We start from the raw sequence: 17,642 nt of genomic DNA on the forward strand, positions 1-17,642 counted from the left end.
CGTCAGGCCAGGCGGCCGCCCTGCGAGGGCTGGCTGTCGGCCTGCAGGCGTCCGGTGTTGGAATAGGGGCCGGGGCGGGTCTCCTGCTGGCGGAGGGCCCGCATGATGGCGTCGACGCGGCGGCGGGTGGACACCAGAGCGCCACGCAACCGGTCGGCATTTTCGGCCATGATGGCGGTGAGGGCCTGGCCGCGCTCGACAAGGCGCTGGCGCAGCTCGAGCGGCGCAGCCGGATCGAGCGGAATTCCCGAACGGACGAGCCGGACGTGATGCTCAAGCTCGCGACCCAGCCGGGTCTTGTCGCGCATCGTACTGGCGAGGGCGGCGGGTGCACCGCTTGCCAGGGCATCATTTTCTTCGGTCACGACGGCGATCAGCTGGTCGACCAGAACCAGCATGGTTTCGACCGGGACAATCCTGGGCATGTCATCGTTCATTTGGGAAACTCCCCATAGGCTACGAGGGCGTGGCGGCGCAGCCGTCCGGTGTCCAGTTTGAGGCGGATTGCCTGCTGCTCGCCGACGAGGCGATCGCGCAGGGCGGTAAGGCGTTGCTGCAGGTCGAGGGCGGCCAGCCGGTCGCCTGAGCCCGGGGCGAGGGCGGCGATCTCGCCCTGCAGGCGCCGGAGCAGATGAAGCTGGTTATCCATCAGCGCACCGCGCTGATCAGCGTATCGAACATGGCATTGGCCGCAGTGATGGCCTGGGCAGCGCTGGAATAGGCTTGCTGCGCCGCCATCATGCGCGAGAATTCCGAATTGGTGTCGGTCGTGCTGGCTTCGAGCTGGCTGCCGAAGATCGTGCCGGCACCATCCTGGCCCGAGAGCTTGAAGGTGGCCGAACCCGATGCATTGTTGGCCGAATACAATCCGCCCGACTGGGCCGTCAGCCCGTTGGTATTGGAGAAGGTGGCGACGGCCACCTTGTAGACGGCGATCTGGGTGCCATTGGAATAGCTGGCGAAGACGGTGCCGTCGTCGCCGATATCGATGCCCGAGAGGCTCCCGTAGCGCATGCCGTCCTGGGTCGAGGTCACGCTGACCGTGGGTGTGGATGCGCTGCTCGAATATTGGCTGAGCCCGCTGGCCGAACCGGCCTCGCCCAGGTTGAGCGTGACGGCGCTGGTGGCAGCGCCCGTGGTCCAGCCAGCAATGGTCAGGGACGGGGTGGCCGGAGAGGTCGAGGCGAGGGTGCCGTCGTCGTTGAAATTGACCGTGATGTCGCTGCTGGTGACCGAGCCGATGGCCTGGGTCGGATCGCTGGACAGCGTGGGATCGCTGAAGGCGATGCTCCAGGTATTTTCTGCCGTCTTGGTCCAGGTCACCGTCGTGGTGGCGGCCGTGCCGAGCGAGTCATAAAGCTCGAGCGAACTGGTGAAGGTTGCGCCGACCTCGGCTTCCGCCGGCAGGTTCGCCGTCATGCTGGATGTGGTGGTGGCCGCTGCAACGGAGGCGATGCCATCGGTGTCGATGGCGCTCAGGCTGCTGGCGCTGGTGCCGCCGATGACGTTGCCGCTGGCATCGGTCTTCCAGCCCTGCAGGTAATAGCCGTTGTTGACGAGGTAGCCTTCAGAATCGACCGTGAACTCGCCGTTGCGGGTGTAGAGCAGGTCGCTGCTATTGCTGTCACCGGCGACCACGAACATGCCATTGCCCGAAATCGCCATGTTGGTGGAGACAGTGGACGTGGTGAGCAGGCCCTGGAGATCCACATTGGAGCGGGCCGAACTGATGACGCCGCCGGTCGAGGTCGTCTTGGTGGCGGTACCGGTGACGAGGCTGGCGAAGCTGGTGTCGCCGGACTTGTAGCCAACGGTCGAGGAGTTGGCGAGGTTGTTGGAAACGGAGGCCAGGGCCGCGCTTTGCGCGTTAAGACCCGAGACGGCCGAGCTGATCGCGGCTGAAAGGCTCATATCCCTGGCCTCAGACCGTGATGTCCAGGGCACTGGTCAGATTGTCCAGCTTGGTGCTGATGGCGCTCAGCGTCTCATTGACCTGCGCCTGCTGGCCATAGTTGGCATAGCTCAGCATCTGGTCGAGCACCTTATCGGTGCTGGTCGGCTCGAGCGGATTCTGGTTCTGCAGCTGTTCAACCAGCAGGGAGAGGAAATCCTCCTGCGAGAAGCTGGTGCTGGACGCGCTCGTCGTGCTGGAAGTGTAGGTTGTTGCCGTCGACGAAACTGCCGAAACGCTCATCTGGTCCTCGCATCGCGCCGGAGGCGCATGGTTCCAATGGCGTTCGTGACGCCGTTATTGTTGGAACGGACCGGATGGAAAAATCAGGCGCAGAAATGCGCGTTCAGCGAGGCGGCGGCATCATGGGACCGCCCGGCGGCGGCGGACCGCCGGGACCACGCGGGCCGAGGAAGACGATCTCGGCAAAGGCAGAGCGTTCGGCAGCGGAGAGGTCGGCCAGGGCGTCGCCAACCAGGCGCCATTGCTCGGTTTCGGCCTGCTTGCGGGCATCGACAAGCCGGAGCAGGAGGTCGGTGACACGGGCCTCGTCATAGGGCTCGGCACGGACGGCCTGGGTCAGCTCCTGGAAGATGCTGACCCGCTCGGAAAAGCCCTGCTGGAGCAAATGATCGACCGCATCGAGCGTGGGTTTGATGGCCTCGAGCGTCTCGGGGGAAAGGCGGCTGGCGGCGACATCGGCCATGACGAAGGGGCGAGGCTCCATCGGTCGCGGATCGCGCCACAGACCGCCGACCCACCAACCCAGCACGAAGATATTAAGACCCAGCGAGACGATCAGGCCAAGGCGCAGCGGTGACATGGGCGGCTTACTCTCCGGGGCCTAGTAGGCGAGATCGCCATAGACCGCCGCGATATAGGTGGATTCGACGTCGTGGGGCGAAGAAAACACGGCCTGCGTGCAGATGCCACCAACAAAGCAGACAACCATGGCTGCCGCAGCATAGGCCGCCGGTCGTGACCAGCTGCGCCGGACCGGCGCCATGACGACGGGCGCGGGTTGGGGTCGCGGAAACTGCAGGACATCGGCAGTGCGGGTTTCGTCGGGCAGGCTGGCAAGGAGCGCGCTGCGCAGGCGGTCGGGAGCCTTGACGGGTTCGGCCAGCAGGCCGGACAAAGCGCCATCGAGCCGCTCGGCCTCTGCCAGCAGGACCTGCGCTTGGCGCGATTGTTCAAGCAAAGCAGAGCCGGCGCGCGCTTCGGCGGCGGGCCAGTTGGAGAGCTTGCACCCGTGGGTATCAAGCGCGTCCTGGAAGTCCTCAAGGGTCACCGTTACCTCTTCTGGGTCCGTCGCAACGAATGACAGTGTAAAGCTGTTCGCTAGCGGATTGAAGTCGTTGCGGCGACAAGATCGTTTGATGGGGCCATGCCGGCGACACCGGCCCAGGCATTGCGCAGTTCGAGAAGTCCAGCAGCGATGCGCACATAGCGCTGTTCGGCATCGGGTTTGCCAAAGGCGCTGTGCAGGGAGATCATGTTGGCCAGATAGGTCTGGCGCAGGGTCTGGGCCATGTCGTCGTCGCCAATGATATTGCTCGAAAGGCCGCGCAGGACCTGGCATGCCTTGTTGATGGCGATATAGGCGTCCTCGATCTTGCGGTCGCGATTGGCAAGGATCGCCTGGCGGATGGAGCGCAGGGCCACATCGTAGAGACGCACCACCGCGACGCGGGGATGGACGGTAGCAGCAGCAGCGCGATAGGCCGCGAAGGCGGCGTTGGACGCAAGAGTCATGAGGAGCTGTTCCAGGTGTCGATAAGGGTCGTCAGATAGTCGAGGGAGGATTCCGCCGTCTCGATTGCCGCCTGGTAGCGGGCATAGAGCGCGGTCAGATTGGTCTGGTAGGTCTCGGCGCGACTGCGGATGTCGTCGGACTTGGCCTGAAGATCGATATTGTAGTCTTCAAGATTGCCGATGACCGTGGCCAGCGTGCCGCTGGCCGTATCGGACGCGCCCTTGGCCGCATTGTAGAGCAATTCGGCGAGGCCGGTCTGGGTGGTGATGGCGATCGACTGGCTGGTGGTGCCGGCATAGACGAAGGTGTAGCCCTCATAGGCCGTGCCGGTCTTGCCGATGATGCGGGTGCCGTTGACGGTAAAGAGGCTGTCGTCGCCCTCTACCCCGGCCGAGACGAGCGCGCCGCTGCTGTCGGTCGTCACGTCTAGAGTGAAGCTGCCGAGGTCGGTGGTCCCGCGCGCCAGCAGCATCAGATTGGTGGTCGAGGCGGTAAACTGGAAGCTGAGCAAATCCTCGATCTCGTCGAGATTGCCGAGGAGCGCTGCATCGAGCACGGTCTCGTCCAGCACCAGCTGATTGGTGCTGTCAAAGCTGAGGCCCAGCAGCGACATGCCGGTGTCGCCAATGCGCGATGAAATGGCTTCGGCCAGCTGGTTGGTGATCGCGCGCAGCGTGCCATCGCCAAAGAGCACCGTGGTTTCGGCATTGCTGGATGTCGGGATCTGCTGCTGGGCGTAGGCGAATTCGCGATAGGCATTGTAGGCATCGACGAGCGCGACGATGGCTTCCTTGACGCTGGCCAGATCGGTGCCGACTTCGAGGGTCAGCGGATCGCTGGCGGATGTCGTTGCATAGACATGCAGGGTCACGCCTTCGATGACGTCGTCGATATCATTGCTGGTGCGCGTGATGGTCAGGCCATCGACCTGCAGGATGGCGGACTGGGCGGCCTGCAGCTGGTTGGCGAAGCTGCCATCCTCGGCGACGATGCCCAGGGTCTGCAGGACGGTGTCGCCGTAATTGTCGGCGGCGGTGATGGGCAGACCGGTTTCCACCGCGGTCAGTACAATGCGATGGTCGGTGCCCGACACCGACAGCAGGCTCGCCTGCACGCCCGAACTCTCGGTCGTGCCATTGATGGCCTCGACGATCTCGCTCAGCGACATGTCGGCAGTAATGGTGATGGAAACCAGGTTCTCGCCGGTACCGAGGCTGATGGTGCCATCGAGCGAAAGGTCGGTCGATTTGGAGGCGATGGCGGAGCCGGCCACTTTATGCGCCTTGGCGACCTGCTCGACCACGATCTCGTGGGAGCCGATCGCCGCGCCGCTCTCGACGGTGGCGGCCAGGGCCGATGAGGTCGAGGTGCCGTCGCTGGCAGTAAGATAGGCGGTGCGGGAGGTGAAGATATTGCTGCTGGCATTGCTGGTGCCGGAGGCGGCGCGCAGGCTGTTGGCTGCTGTCGTGACGTCGCCCAGCAGGGTCTGCATACTCTGGTACGACGCGATCTTGGCCTCGTTGGCCGTGATCTTGAGATCGACGCTATCGGCCTTGGCCAGCTTGGCGTCCACCGCCAGAGTGATCAGGGCGTTCCAGTCGATATCCGAGGTGGACGACGATGATGACGACGCGGTGGTTGCCGTGGTCGAGGAGAGCGAGCTGGAGATGAGCGATGTGGTGCTACTGACGGAAGCCATGGCGTGATCCCGGTGATGCGGGGGTGCGTGCGGCACCCCCGATCGGTTGCGACTACTGCATCAGCTTGAGCAGATCCTGCGGCATCTGGCTGGCCTGTGCGGCGGCAGCGACAGCAGCCTGCGTCTTGACCTTGGCAGCGGCCAACTTGGCCGATTCCGAAGCGACGTCGGTATCGGAAATGGCCGAGCTGGCAGCGCTGAGGTTTTCGATGCTGGTGGCGATGGAGTCCGAGCGGAAGGAGAAGCGCGATTCCAGCGCACCGATATTGGCGCGAGCTTCCGAGACCTGGTCGATGGCCGCGTCGATGGCGGCAATGGCGGCTGCGGCGCCGGTCTGGCTGGAAACGCTCAGCTCGCCGGTGTCCTGACCGCTGGCGGTGGTGGTCGCCATGCCCAGGGTGGCCGCCGTCATGCCCTCGAAGCCATCCAGAGTGATCGTTGCATCGGCGCCTGTATCGGTTGATGTGAGGACCAGGGTGCCCGTGTCGGAAATGCTGGCGGTCACGCCGGTATCGTCGGCAGCGTTGATGGCGGCGGCAATGTCTTCCATCGAAATGGTCTGAGCACCAGTGCTGTCCTCGTCACCCAGGGTGATCGTGGTGCCATTGATGGTGAAGGAGGCCGTTGCTTCGGCGTCCAGCGACAGCGAGGTCGTGCTCGTTCCCGTGAGCACGGCCTCGCTGGCCTCAGCAGTCGTCAGGCCCAAGCCTTCGGCATTGAGCGTGGCGATGGAGACGTTGATGGTGTCGGTGGCGTCGGAGCCGACGACGACGGTGACGCCGGTGCCCGAGAAGGAGCTGGTGCCATCGAGAAGGCTGGCGCCATTGTAGCGGGTCGAGGTGGCAATGCCGTCAACTTCGTCGACCAGCTGCGCGAATTCGGCATCGATATAGACGCGCTCGGAATCGGTGACGGTGCCCGAGGCTGACTGCGATGCCAGCGACTTCATGCGCTGCAGGATGTCGGTGATGTTGGAGGCGCCGCCGTCGGCGGTCTGCAGCACCGAAACGCCATGGGAAGCGTTGGTGGCGGCCTGGGTCAGGGCGGTGACGTCGGAATTGATGCGGGTGGCGATGGCAAGGCCTGCGGCGTCATCGGACGCCTGGGTGATGCGCGAGCCACTGGCCAGCTTGCTCAGCGACGAAGTCTGTTCGGCCGAATTGATGTTGAGGTAGCGGACTGCGGAATTGGCAGCGATATTGGTCGAAATGACGGGCATAATTGCCTCCTGGTTCTGTCCCTTGACGCTCTCCCTGCTGGAGGCGTTGGCGCATGGCGCTCACCGGGTTCAACGGGCCGTTGGGCGAAGTCAGGCGGAGCGGGTGTGCGGCCCGGATTTTATGGTTAATCGTTGGTAAAGGAGGCGCGGATGTCGCCTTCGGCGCCCGAGAGCAGGGCGCGCAATTGCTGGCGACCGCGCTTGAGCAGGGATTCGACCGCCATGACGGTGGTGCCCATGATCTCGGCGATCTCGGCATTGCGCAGGTCGTCGGTGTAGCTCAGGATCAGGGCAATGCGCTGTTGCTCGGGCAGGCGGGCCATGGCGCGGTCGAGGAGGCTGGTGACCTCGCTGCGATGGATGGTTTCCACCGCATCGGGGGCGCCGTCCACGGTTTCGGGAACCTCGTCGATCTGCTCGTTGCGCGGACGCCGGTGCAGGTCGAGGCAACGATTGGTCACCACGCGATAAAGCCAGGTCGAAAAGCGTGCGCGGCCCGGCTGCCAGGAGCCGCGAGTGCTCCAGACCTTGAGCAGCACGTCCTGCGCCACGTCTTCGGCATCCGAAGCGCTGCGCAGGATGCGGAGCGCCAAAGCATAGGCGCGATCGACGTGACGCTCGACCAGCATGCGGAAGGCATCCTGTTCGCCGCGGCCGATGCGCTCGAGCAACAGATCATCGTCGTCGAGCGGGCGCGTGACCGGCGAAAGGTCGTCGGCGCTCACTTGCGCAAGATCCGCGTCTGGGGCGTTTCTGAGAGCCAGGCCCATGTCCGTTCCTCGGTACCTATGCAGTGACAATTGTGGTTCCGAAGAGTTGAACGGGCCACCGGCCAGAATCAGGCGGAGAAAAACGCAGTTATTTCAGTTATTTAGTGGGCAGTTTTTGCCGACGGACCGGCAAAATATACCTAGCATTCTGCAGTGATGGCAGGCTGACATTGCCGTGGTTGGTCGGATCGTTGCTCAATGTTGCTGTGCCAGACAATTTTGTTGCCGAGCGTTTCTGCGAGGTCGCGACGCCTTGGTGGAAGCGGAGGCAGGCGCAGTACGCGGGCACTGCCCCCTCACGCATATTGCGCTTGCATGCGCACGATCCCTGTGTAATTTCTGAATTTGAGAAAACCTTTTCCTGACATCGCTGACCGGCCCCAAATGGTCGGCAGGATCAGCCGGGAAAGTTTTCCGAAGGGCTCGTGGAGGAGCCGAGGGTGGCGGAGGAGGAGATTCCGGCGCCCGATCACAAGGGAGGATTTTCATGACTTTGCCACTTCTGGGCAGGATGGCGCTCGCGCTGTCGCTTTCGACGGCAGTGCTGGGCCCGGTTGCCGCCCATGCCGAAACGCTGAGCATCTGGGCGCGCGCCTCAAGCTCGAATGCCGCGCAGCATATGGTCGATCTGTGGAACGCCAGCCATGACGACAAGCTGGAGCTGACCACCATTCCCGACAACCAGATGGTGACCAAGCTCGCCACCTCGGTGCAATCGGGCGATGTGCCGGACCTGATCTCGTTCGACCTGATCTTCATGCCCGACTTCATGAAGGCGGGATTTTTGACCGACCTGACTGAGACGCTGGGTGCCGACCCGAACCAGGCCAAGGTGGCAAAGGCGTTCCAGGATCTCGCCAGCTATGACGGCAAACTCTATGGCACCGGCTTCACCCCTGACGTGTCGATCCTGCTCTACAACAAGGACCTGTTCGAAGCGGCGGGGCTTGATCCGGAAAAGCCGCCGGTGACGATCGCCGAGCTGCAGGATTACGCGGCCAAGATCCATGCGACCGACCCGGACAATATCTCGGGCTATTATTTCTCGGGCTCGTGCGGCGGCTGCAATATCTTCACCCAGGCGCCGATGATGTGGGGGAGCGGCGCCGTGCTGTTGCCGACCGGTCCGGATACGCCGGTGCTGGACGGGCCGGGCGTGGTGGAAGTCCTCACCATGCTCAAGGATATGTGGGAGGCCGGGATCATTCCCGAAAGCGCCGAAAGCGATACCGGCGCAAATTTCACCGCGACCTTCGAAACGGGCACGGTGGGCATGCAGGGCTCGGGTGGCTTTGCCATTTCCTCGCTCAAGGCCAATCATCCGGAGATGAATTTCGGCATTGCGCCGCTGCCGGGGATCGAGGATGGGCAGCAATCGTCCTTCGTGGGCGGCGATGTCATTGCCATTCCGTCCGGTGCCAGGAATGCCGAGCTGGCGAAGGATTTCATCACCTGGTCGCTGACCGACGAGGCGCAACTCGAGGGCCTCGCCAAGAACCTGATCCTGCCGGTGCGCACGGATCTGGCCGACAATGAATATTTCCAGGCCGAACCACGCTATATCACCACCGCGCAGGCGGTCGGCATCGGCCAGACGCCCTATGCCTTTCACTTCAACGACATGGTCAATGCCGACCAGAGCCCATGGCTGACCATGATCCAGACCGCCGTGTTTGACGGCGATGTGGAAGGGGCCATCGAAGAGGCGCGCGAGGCTTTCCTCGATATCGCGTCCGACTAAGCTTTTCTTTCCTGCCGACTGGGCGGCGGCTCTCCCGCTGCCGCCCTTCCTTTTTCCGCGCCGGGGACCGTCGCCGTGGCCGCCATCCGCAATCGTCATCTGGGGCTGATCTATGTCGCCCCTGCCCTGCTCTTCGTCTCCGCCTTCGTGCTCTATCCGCTGGGGCAGCTGGTCTGGCTGTCGCTGACCGATACGTCGCTGCTGGGTGGCGGCACATGGGTGGGGCTGGAGAATTACGCCGAGGCGCTGGATGACCGCGCCTTCTGGCGGGCGCTGTGGTTCACGGTCAAATATACCGTGGTCATCACGCCGATATTGATGGGGCTGGGCTTTGCCCTGGCGCTGCTGACCAGCCAGAACACGCCGCTGAAACTGTTCACCCGGGCGACGATCTTTTTGCCGGTTGTGATCGGGCTCGGCACATCGAGCCTGCTCTGGTACTGGCTGCTGGACCAGCAGGTGGGGCTGTTCAACAAGATCCTGCTCGACCTCGGCCTCGTCGAAGCCATGCCGGTGTGGTTCACCAAGGCCGATCCGGCGCTGGCGGCGGTGATCGTTTCGGTGACGTGGAAAGTGGTCGGCTTCGGCATGATCCTTTTCGTTGCTGCCATCCAGTCGATCAATTCGGAAGTCATCGAGGCGGCGATCATCGATGGCGCCAGCTATTGGCAGCGGGTGTGGCGGATCATCATTCCGCTCTCGATGCGCACGCTGCTGCTGGCGACGCTGATTTCGGCCATCGGCTCGATGCTGGCCTTCGAGCAGTTCTACATCATGACCGGCGGCAATCCGCGCGGGCAGACCTTCACCTCGGTCTATCTGATCTACCAGAACAGTTTCATCAGCTTCAAACTGGGCTATGGCGCAGCGCTGTCGATCATTCTGACCGCCATCATCCTGGTGTTTTCGGCGCTGCAGGTGTTTCTCAGCAACCGGAGCGCCAGCGAATGAGCGCGATCAGCCAGAAAAGTGCGCCGATGGCGCGGGCCCAGCGCTATCTCGTTGCCGCCATCTGCGTGCTGGTCATCACGCTGATGCTGGGACCGATGGTGCTGAGCTTTTTCGCCTCGATCAAGACACCGGCCGAGGCCTCGGCCAGCCCGCCCAACTACCTGCCGCATAGTCTGAGCGGCGAGAACTACGGCAAGATCCTCGACTATCAGGCCGGGCTTTCCACCTATGCCGGCAACAGCTTCCTCGTAGCCGCCATTGCCATCGTGCTGTGCCTCGTGCTGGCGGTACCGGCGGGCTATGGGCTGGCGCGGTTCAGGCTGCCGTTCAAGGAGTTGATCTTTGTCCTGATGCTGGCGCCGCTGATGATCCCCTATCAGGCGCTGCTGATCCCGATCTATCTCAACTTTTCCAAGATCGGCCTGGCCAATTCCCACCTGGGGCTGGCGATCGTTCATGCCGTGCTGCAACTGCCGTTTTCGATCTATCTGATGCGCAATGCCTTCGAGGCCATTCCGCGCGAAATCGAGGAGGCAGCGCTGATCGATGGGGCAACAAGTTTTCAGGTGCTGCGCCGCATCTTCCTGCCGCTGGTCATGCCGGGCGTGGTGACGGTAATGCTCTTCACCTTCATCAATTCGTGGAACGAGTTTCTGGCGGCGCTGATCTTCATGAACAAGGAAAGCTCGTTCACCGTGCCGATCATGCTGGTGTCGGTGCGCACCGGGCGGCTGGGCGCGGTCGACTGGGGTGCGCTGCAGGCGGGCGTCATCGTCTCTGTACTTCCCTGCATCCTCATCTATGTGCTGTTGCAGAAATATTACGTCTCCGGCTTCCTCAACGGCGCCGTGAAATAGAGCGGCTGGCCATGGACGAGCAGGACACACATGAGCGCTATCCGGAGCGCGCCACGATCAGGGATGTGGCGCGGCTGGCCGACGTCTCCATCGGCACGGCATCCAAGGCGCTCAATGGCACCGGGCGGCTGAAGCAGGAGACACGGGACAAGGTGGTAGCCGCGGCCAATGAACTGGGTTTCCGGCCCAATTCCATGGCGCAGAGCCTGCACCGGGCCAAGTCGATGACGGTGGGGATCCTTTCCACCGACAGTTTCGGCCGCTTCACCTTTCCCATCGTCGAGGCGCTGGAGGAGCGACTGGCCGAGCATGGCATTGCGATCTTCATGTGCAATGCGACGGACGATCCGGCACGCGAGAAGCAGCATCTCGACCAGTTACTGGGAAAGCGCATCGATGGGCTGCTGGTGACGGCGCGACGCATGGACATGCGACCGGCCATTGCCGTGCCGGGCAAGTCGATGCCGGTGATCTATGTGTTCTCGCAGGCCGATGACCCCGATGCGCTATGCCTCATCCCCGATGATTACGGCGGGGCGGTGCTGGGGGTGCAGCATCTGGTCGACATGGGACGCAGGCGGATTGCCCATGTGACGGGGCCGACGCGGTTCGAGGCGGTGAACCTGCGCCAGCAGGGCTATGCCGATGTGCTGAGCAAGGCGGGCCTGCCGGAGATCGCGGGCTATGGGCTCAACGGACAATGGTCCGAGCTTTGGGGCCGGGAGGCGGTGGCCGCGCTGTTTGACGGCAAGACCGAGACGCCCGACGCGCTTTTTTGCGGCAATGACCAGATTGCGCGTGGTGCGGTGGACGGGTTGCGGGAACGCGGGCTCGACGTGCCGGGCGACGTCGCGGTGGTGGGCTTCGACAATTGGGATGTGATGGCGCTGGCGGCGCGGCCGCCGCTCAGCTCCGTCGACATGAATTTGCGCGAGCTGGGCCGGGTGGCCGGCGAGCGCCTGATTTCAATGATGGCCGGGGAGCGCCTGCGTGGCGTCGAACGGCTCGACTGTTCGCTGGTCGTACGGCAATCGTCCGACCCATCCAAGAAGAAGACCTGAGGAGGAATTCCATGAGCCGCTATGCCCCCGTCAATTTTCCGGATGTGACGCTGGAGGGAAAATTCTGGCACGAGAGGCTCGAGACCGTGCTGACGCGCACCATTCCGAGCCAGCATAGAAAGCTCGAGGAATATACGATCCTCGACTCGCTCAAGCTGCCGAACCCGCCACCGCCGCTGCGCTTTCCGCGCCATGCCAATGGTTTTACCGTGCAGGTGTTCTGGGACAGCGATGTGGGCAAATGGATCGAGGCGGCCAGCTATGCCTTGGCGCATCGGCGCGACGCCGATATCGAAGCCAAGATCGAGGCGATCGTCGATGATTTCGAAAAGGCGCAGGCGCCGGATGGCTATCTCAACTGCTGGTATCTCGGCCATGAGCCGGACAAGCGCTGGAGCAATCTGCGCGACAATCACGAAATGTATAATGCCGGGCATATGCTGGAAGGCGCGATTGCCTATTTCCGGGTGACCGGACGACGCCGCTGGCTCGATGTGATGGAGCGTTATCTCGATCATATCTACACGGTGTTCGGCACCGGGCCGGGGCAGAAGCGCGGCTATGATGGGCATGAGGAAATCGAGCTGGCGCTGATCAAGCTCTATTACCTGACCGGCGAGAAGAAGCATCTCGACTTTGCCACCTATCTCATCAACGAGCGCGGTCATCAGGATCCGCATTATTTCGATATCGAAAGGGAGGAGCGCGAAGCCAAGGAGGGCAAGGCGCTCAACCAGCGCTATGTGTTCGGCAATTACGAATATAGCCAGAGCCACCGTCCGGTGCGCGAGCAGGACAAGGTTGTCGGCCATGCCGTGCGCGCCATGTATCTCTATACCGCCATGGCGGACCTTGCCGCCGAGCTCAATGATGCCGGGCTCAAGCGCGCCTGCGAAGTGCTGTGGGACGATGTGATGGAGACCAAGATGTATGTGACGGCGGGCCTTGGCCCCTCGGCGCATAACGAGGGCTTCACCCATGACTTCGACCTGCCCAACCAGACGGCCTATGCCGAGACCTGCGCTTCGGTGGCGCTGATCTTTTGGGCGCAGCGCATGCTGCATCTCGATCTCGACGGCAAATATGCCGATATCCTGGAACTGGCCATGTTCAATGGCGCGCTATCGGGGCTCAGCCGCGACGGCGAGAACTATTTCTATGCCAATCCGCTGGAGAGCGACGGCACGCCGACGCGTTGGGACTGGCACACCTGCCCGTGCTGCACGATGAATGTGAGCCGGCTGGTGGCTTCGGTGGGCGGCTATTTCGTCTCGACGGCGGTCGATGGCGTGGCCTTCCACCTCTATGGCGGCATTGCCACGGAGGTTTTGATCGGCGGGCAGACAGTCGGTCTGCGGGAAGTGTCGACCTATCCGTGGAATGGCGACATCAAGATCCATGTCGATCCGGAAAGCCCGGCGGCCTTTGACGTCAAGCTGCGCATTCCCGGCTGGTCATCGGGCGCGAAAGTGTCGGTCAATGGCGAGGCGGTGGACGTCGCCAAGGCGGTCAATGGATATCTCACCATCAACCGCACCTGGGCCAAGGGCGACGTGGTGGCGCTCGACCTGCAGATGCCGCCGGTGCGGCTCTATGCCAATCCGGGCGTGCTGATGGATGTGGGCCGCGTGGCGCTGAAGCGCGGACCGCTGGTCTATTGCGTGGAAGAGATCGACAATCCAGGCGGTCGCGTGCAGCGGCTGAAGCTGCCGCGAGACTCCGAGCTCAAGGTCGAAACCCGCACCGACCTGTTCGATGGCGTGGTGACGCTCAAAGCGGATGCCACGGCGATCAACGAAAATGAGTGGAAGACTCTCTACCGCACCGCGCCACCCAAGGAAGCGAGCGCGACGCTGACCGCCCTGCCCTATTACCTCTGGGCCAATCGCGGGCAGGGTTCGATGGTGGTCTGGGTGCCGGAGGCGAACTAGGAGCGTTTTTAGCAAAAGTGGATACCGGTTTTGCGCTTCGAAAACGCGACCACCAAAGAGCCAACAAAAAGCCGGCGCCCCTTTCGGGACGCCGGCAATTCTTTCGGCTTCTGCCGAACTTCCGGAGGTTAGATCCAGTAGGGCGCAACGCCGTAATAGTCATAGACGCGGCGGCCGTTTTCGGCGGACCAGAAGTCAGCATCGTCGTCGCGGTATTTCGGCGCGCCCTCGAGCTGGTCCTTGGTGACATCGACGCGGTAACCGCCGAGGCTTTCGTCATAATTGAGCTTGGTCCAGGGCAGCGGATAATGGTCGTGGCCGATGCCGAGGAAGCCGCCGAAGCTCAGCACGGCATAGGAGACCTTGCCGCTGCGCTTTTCGACCAGAATGCGTTCAATAGAGCCGATATGCTCGCCATTGGGATCGTAGACCTTGGTGCCTTCGACCTTGTCGGAGGCGATCAGATCGTGGGTTTCCTTGACGTCGGCGTCGCGGTTGCGAGTATCGTCGTAAGCCATCTTCGAGCTCCTCTTTGCTTTGGATGTGGCAGGTCAACGTGGGCACGGCAAAAGGAGTTCCGAGTTAAACTTGTGTGATCGGGTGGAACCCTTGGAGCCGGATTCGGAACTTGCCGGCCCGACGGCGCATTTGTCTGGCGAGGGTCATTTCGACCCATAGCAAGGAGACGTGCCATGTTGTTTGACAGCCTCCAGGACCGCATGGGCGGGGACGACAAGATCACCCCCATGGGCATTGCCCATAACAGCCTGTTCACCGCCAAGGAAAAGCTCGAACTGCTCAACCAGCTCAAGGCTGATGCAACGGCCGCCGGCGAAGAGGGACGCGAGATCGGCTTTGAGGCCGAAGAGATCGACAACGCCATAGCAGAGGTCCACAGGGCGTGCAGGATGGCGTCGGTACCGAAACCGTGTTGAAGGGAGACTTCTGATGGCAACCGCACCAAAACAGCCTGTGCCGACCGTGGCCAGCGTCGATAACCTGATCGACGAGAATGGCGCGCGTATCGACGTGCCCGATGCTTCGCCGATCAAGGTGGCGGGCGAGCACGAGGAAACCATTGCCGCGACCGGGCCGACCAATTGGTGGCTCTATGGCGTGGTGGGCCTCGCCATCGTCATCGCCGTGCTGTTCCTGATGCAGATGTTCCAGGGCGCACCATCGACCGATGTGCAGCCCGGCACGCCGAGCGCGGAAAGCGTCGTTGCCCCGGCGGCCGATCCGGCGGTGCCGGTGCAGGAACAAGTGGTTCCGGCGAACTGATAAAGAAAAAGGCGGGCCGAAGCCCGCCTTTTGCGTTTCTGCCGAAACGATCAGCCGTTGATCGGCGCGATCTGGATTTCGACGCGGCGGTTCTGGGCGCGGCCGGCTTCGCTCGCGTTGGAGGCGATGGGGCTCGAGGATCCCTTGCCTTCGATATAGAAACGGCGCTGGTCGATGCCCTGGTTGGCCAGGATCGTGGCGACCGAAACGGCGCGGCGCTGGCTGAGCGCTAGGTTGTGGCTGTCGCCGCCGGTCGAGTCGGTGTGGCCGTAGACGTCGACGATGGACTTGTCGAACTTCTTGAGCACGAGCGCGACCGAGACCAGGGTCGAGTTGAAGCTCGGCTGGACGTTGGACTGGTCGGTGGCGAAGGTGATGTTGGACGGCATGTTGAGGATGATGTTCTGGCCGACACGGGTGACGGAAACGCCGGTGCCCTGGAGCTGGGCGCGCAGTTCGGCTTCCTGCTGGTCCATGTAGGAGCCGATGGCCGCGCCGGTCAGGCCGCCGACGCCAGCGCCGATCAACGCGCCGACGCGCGCATCGCCACCAACGGCCGAGCCGATGATGGCGCCAGCCACGGCGCCGCCGCCAGCGCCGAACAGGCCGCCGCCGGCCGTGTTGGAAAGCTGGCTTTCGCCGGTATAGGGATTGGTGGTGCAGGCAGTGAGCGCGAGAGCTGCGGTCATCGCGACCAGGATCTTCGTCATCATGATTGTCCCCCTGAAGGATTCGCTAGTGGCCCTGTGGTGACCATTGAATAAGGCAGGACGGTGGTGAAGCAAAGCGGATGAATAGCAGATGAACAGGCTTTGTCCGCTCCGGTTTTACTGGCCTGACACGACAATGGAGAGGATCCGACTCACGCCCTGTCACGGCGTGCCGATCGCCATCGGCGCCATCGCGTGAGCGGCTCGCGCGATCACGATGCGCGGCGCGGTGCCGATTTTGCCACAAATGATGGCTTTCGCCGCATTGGCAGACAGCCCATTACACTTTAGAATGCCTCGAAAGTTGAGGCTCGGCATCCAATGCCGACAGGGCTTTGCAAGGCTCGGGATGCGCGTCCAATTGACCTATATCAATGCCTGTCGCACCAGCCTAGTTATGGCTTGTTCGCCGCTCCGGCTCTCCGCCTGCGGCCGAGCATAGAAGGACGGTTCGATGGACTATCGCGGTATATTCGAGGATGCAGTGGACACACTGCGGGCAGAAAAGCGCTATCGCGTTTTTGCCGATCTCGAGCGCATCGCCGGCCAGTTCCCCAAGGCCATTTATCGCGACGACGCCGACAATCAGCGTGAAATCACCATCTGGTGCTCCAATGACTATCTGGGCATGGGCCAGCACGCCAAGGTGGTGGGCGCCATGCAGGACACGGCCGGCAAGCTGGGCGTCGGCTCGGGCGGCACGCGCAATATTTCGGGCACCAACCGTCCGCTGGTCGAGCTCGAGCGGTCGCTCGCCGATCTGCACCGCAAGGAAGGTGCGCTGGTCTTTACCTCGGGCTTTGTTTCCAACGAGGCCGCCATCGCCACGATCGCGCGGCTGCTGCCCGATTGCGTGATCTTTTCGGACCAGCTCAACCACGCCTCGATGATCCAGGGCGTGCGCCAGTCGGGCATGGAAAAGAAGATCTTCCGGCACAATGACGTCGCCCATCTGCGCGACCTGCTGGCTGCCGTGGATCGCAAGCGGCCCAAGCTGATCTGCTTTGAATCGGTCTATTCGATGGATGGCGACATCGCTCCCATCAAGGAAATCTGCGACCTGGCCGAGGAATTCGGCGCGCTGACCTATATCGACGAGGTCCACGCCGTGGGCATGTATGGCGAGCGCGGCGGCGGAATTGCCGAACGCGATGGCCTGATGGACCGGATCGACATCATCGAGGGCACGCTGGCCAAGGGTTTCGGCACCATGGGCGGCTATATCACTGCCAACCGCGCCATCGTGGACGCGGTGCGGTCCTATGCGCCCGAATTCATCTTCACCACGTCACTGCCCCCTGCCCTCTGCGCGGCGGCCCGCGCCTCGATCGAGCACCTCAAGGGCTCGAGCCACGAGCGCATGATGCACCAGCGCCAGGCGCGCCTGACCAAGGCGATCCTGGCCGATGCAGGCCTGCCGGTGATGGATACGGATACCCATATCGTGCCGCTGATCGTGGGCGATGCGCGGGCGGTCAAGGCCGCCAGCGACATGCTGCTCGACAAGCATAATATCTACATCCAGCCGATCAACTATCCGACCGTGCCCAAGGGCACCGAACGCCTGCGCATCACGCCGACGCCGCTGCATAGCGACGAAATGATCTTCGCCCTGCGTCATGCGCTGGTCAGCGTCTGGACCAACCTCGGCCTGCAGCGCGAACCGGCCGACGCCAAGATCACGGCGCGCAAGCTGACCTCGGGCGACCTGACGC

The 17,642-nt window shown here is 62.8% G+C and carries 19 protein-coding genes and 1 pseudogene; 8 read left to right on the plus strand and 12 right to left on the minus strand.

All coding sequences use genetic code 11. The features are described 5' to 3' along the window. Nucleotides 1-2: 2 nt before the first annotated feature. The 10 genes from P0Y65_13940 to P0Y65_13985 form a co-directional block, all read right to left on the minus strand. A complete protein-coding gene (locus tag P0Y65_13940) occupies nt 3-437 on the minus strand; it encodes a flagellar protein FlgN (GenBank protein WEK03289.1) in 435 nt (144 codons plus the stop codon). Continuing rightward, complete coding sequence (locus P0Y65_13945; GenBank protein WEK03290.1) at nt 434-649, minus strand: hypothetical protein; 216 nt, start codon at nt 647-649, stop codon at nt 434-436. The genes P0Y65_13940 and P0Y65_13945 overlap by 4 nt, the downstream gene beginning before the upstream one ends. Beyond that, nucleotides 649-1,911, minus strand: coding sequence for a flagellar hook protein FlgE (gene flgE / locus P0Y65_13950; protein WEK03291.1), 1,263 nt, complete (start codon nt 1,909-1,911; stop codon nt 649-651). Before flgE ends, P0Y65_13945 begins: the two co-directional genes overlap by 1 nt. 10 nt (nt 1,912-1,921) lie before the next feature. Further along, on the minus strand, nt 1,922-2,194 hold the full coding sequence (locus P0Y65_13955; protein ID WEK03292.1) for a flagellar hook capping FlgD N-terminal domain-containing protein: 273 nt from the start codon (nt 2,192-2,194) through the stop codon (nt 1,922-1,924). A 103-nt stretch (nt 2,195-2,297) separates the two neighbouring features. Continuing rightward, nucleotides 2,298-2,774 (minus strand): periplasmic heavy metal sensor, encoded by a 477-nt coding sequence (locus tag P0Y65_13960; GenBank protein ID WEK03293.1) that lies wholly within the window; start codon nt 2,772-2,774, stop codon nt 2,298-2,300. Nucleotides 2,775-2,795: 21 nt separating this feature from the next. Beyond that, nucleotides 2,796-3,242, minus strand: a complete 447-nt coding sequence (locus tag P0Y65_13965) for a hypothetical protein (GenBank protein ID WEK03294.1) — start codon at nt 3,240-3,242, stop codon at nt 2,796-2,798. Nucleotides 3,243-3,292: 50 nt separating this feature from the next. Beyond that, nucleotides 3,293-3,706: a flagellar protein FliS gene (locus P0Y65_13970; protein WEK03295.1), complete on the minus strand. Its 414-nt coding sequence runs from the start codon at nt 3,704-3,706 to the stop codon at nt 3,293-3,295. Further along, complete coding sequence (fliD, locus tag P0Y65_13975) at nt 3,703-5,406, minus strand: flagellar filament capping protein FliD (GenBank protein ID WEK03296.1); 1,704 nt, start codon at nt 5,404-5,406, stop codon at nt 3,703-3,705. Before fliD ends, P0Y65_13970 begins: the two co-directional genes overlap by 4 nt. A gap of 52 nt (nt 5,407-5,458) precedes the next feature. Next, complete coding sequence (locus P0Y65_13980; protein ID WEK03297.1) at nt 5,459-6,625, minus strand: flagellin; 1,167 nt, start codon at nt 6,623-6,625, stop codon at nt 5,459-5,461. Nucleotides 6,626-6,750: 125 nt separating this feature from the next. Next, nucleotides 6,751-7,395: an RNA polymerase sigma factor gene (locus tag P0Y65_13985; protein ID WEK03298.1), complete on the minus strand. Its 645-nt coding sequence runs from the start codon at nt 7,393-7,395 to the stop codon at nt 6,751-6,753. A 487-nt stretch (nt 7,396-7,882) separates the two neighbouring features. On the opposite strand from P0Y65_13985, the gene P0Y65_13990 reads away from it, so the two are divergent. The 5 genes from P0Y65_13990 (at nt 7,883) to P0Y65_14010 (ending at nt 13,936) form a co-directional block, all read left to right on the plus strand. Then, a complete protein-coding gene (locus P0Y65_13990; GenBank protein WEK03299.1) occupies nt 7,883-9,136 on the plus strand; it encodes a sugar ABC transporter substrate-binding protein in 1,254 nt (417 codons plus the stop codon). A gap of 75 nt (nt 9,137-9,211) precedes the next feature. After that, nucleotides 9,212-10,087, plus strand: a complete 876-nt coding sequence (locus P0Y65_13995; GenBank protein ID WEK03300.1) for a sugar ABC transporter permease — start codon at nt 9,212-9,214, stop codon at nt 10,085-10,087. Then, complete coding sequence (locus tag P0Y65_14000) at nt 10,084-10,944, plus strand: carbohydrate ABC transporter permease (GenBank protein ID WEK03301.1); 861 nt, start codon at nt 10,084-10,086, stop codon at nt 10,942-10,944. Before P0Y65_13995 ends, P0Y65_14000 begins: the two co-directional genes overlap by 4 nt. 11 nt (nt 10,945-10,955) lie before the next feature. After that, nucleotides 10,956-12,005, plus strand: a complete 1,050-nt coding sequence (locus tag P0Y65_14005; protein WEK03302.1) for a LacI family DNA-binding transcriptional regulator — start codon at nt 10,956-10,958, stop codon at nt 12,003-12,005. Between the two features lie 11 nt (nt 12,006-12,016). Further along, nucleotides 12,017-13,936: a glycoside hydrolase family 127 protein gene (locus P0Y65_14010; GenBank protein WEK03303.1), complete on the plus strand. Its 1,920-nt coding sequence runs from the start codon at nt 12,017-12,019 to the stop codon at nt 13,934-13,936. A gap of 128 nt (nt 13,937-14,064) precedes the next feature. Here the strand turns inward: P0Y65_14010 and P0Y65_14015 are convergent, their stop codons facing one another. Next, nucleotides 14,065-14,454 carry a PRC-barrel domain-containing protein gene (locus P0Y65_14015; GenBank protein ID WEK03304.1) on the minus strand — a complete coding sequence of 130 codons (390 nt, stop codon included), beginning with the start codon at nt 14,452-14,454 and terminating at the stop codon, nt 14,065-14,067. 174 nt (nt 14,455-14,628) lie between these two features. Here P0Y65_14015 and P0Y65_14020 point away from each other — a divergent pair, with 174 nt between their 5' ends. After that, nucleotides 14,629-14,871 carry a hypothetical protein gene (locus P0Y65_14020; protein WEK03305.1) on the plus strand — a complete coding sequence of 81 codons (243 nt, stop codon included), beginning with the start codon at nt 14,629-14,631 and terminating at the stop codon, nt 14,869-14,871. Between the two features lie 13 nt (nt 14,872-14,884). Further along, a complete protein-coding gene (locus P0Y65_14025; GenBank protein ID WEK03306.1) occupies nt 14,885-15,217 on the plus strand; it encodes a hypothetical protein in 333 nt (110 codons plus the stop codon). A gap of 50 nt (nt 15,218-15,267) precedes the next feature. Here P0Y65_14025 and P0Y65_14030 read toward each other — a convergent pair whose 3' ends face one another. Further along, nucleotides 15,268-15,930, minus strand: coding sequence for an OmpA family protein (locus P0Y65_14030; GenBank protein WEK03307.1), 663 nt, complete (start codon nt 15,928-15,930; stop codon nt 15,268-15,270). 451 nt (nt 15,931-16,381) lie between these two features. On the opposite strand from P0Y65_14030, the pseudogene hemA reads away from it, so the two are divergent. Further along, nucleotides 16,382-17,581, plus strand: a pseudogene (gene hemA / locus P0Y65_14035) (5-aminolevulinate synthase). Nucleotides 17,582-17,642 lie beyond the last annotated feature (61 nt).

Source organism: Candidatus Devosia phytovorans, assembly GCA_029202405.1.
Taxonomy (GTDB): Bacteria; Pseudomonadota; Alphaproteobacteria; order Rhizobiales; family Devosiaceae; genus Devosia; species Devosia phytovorans.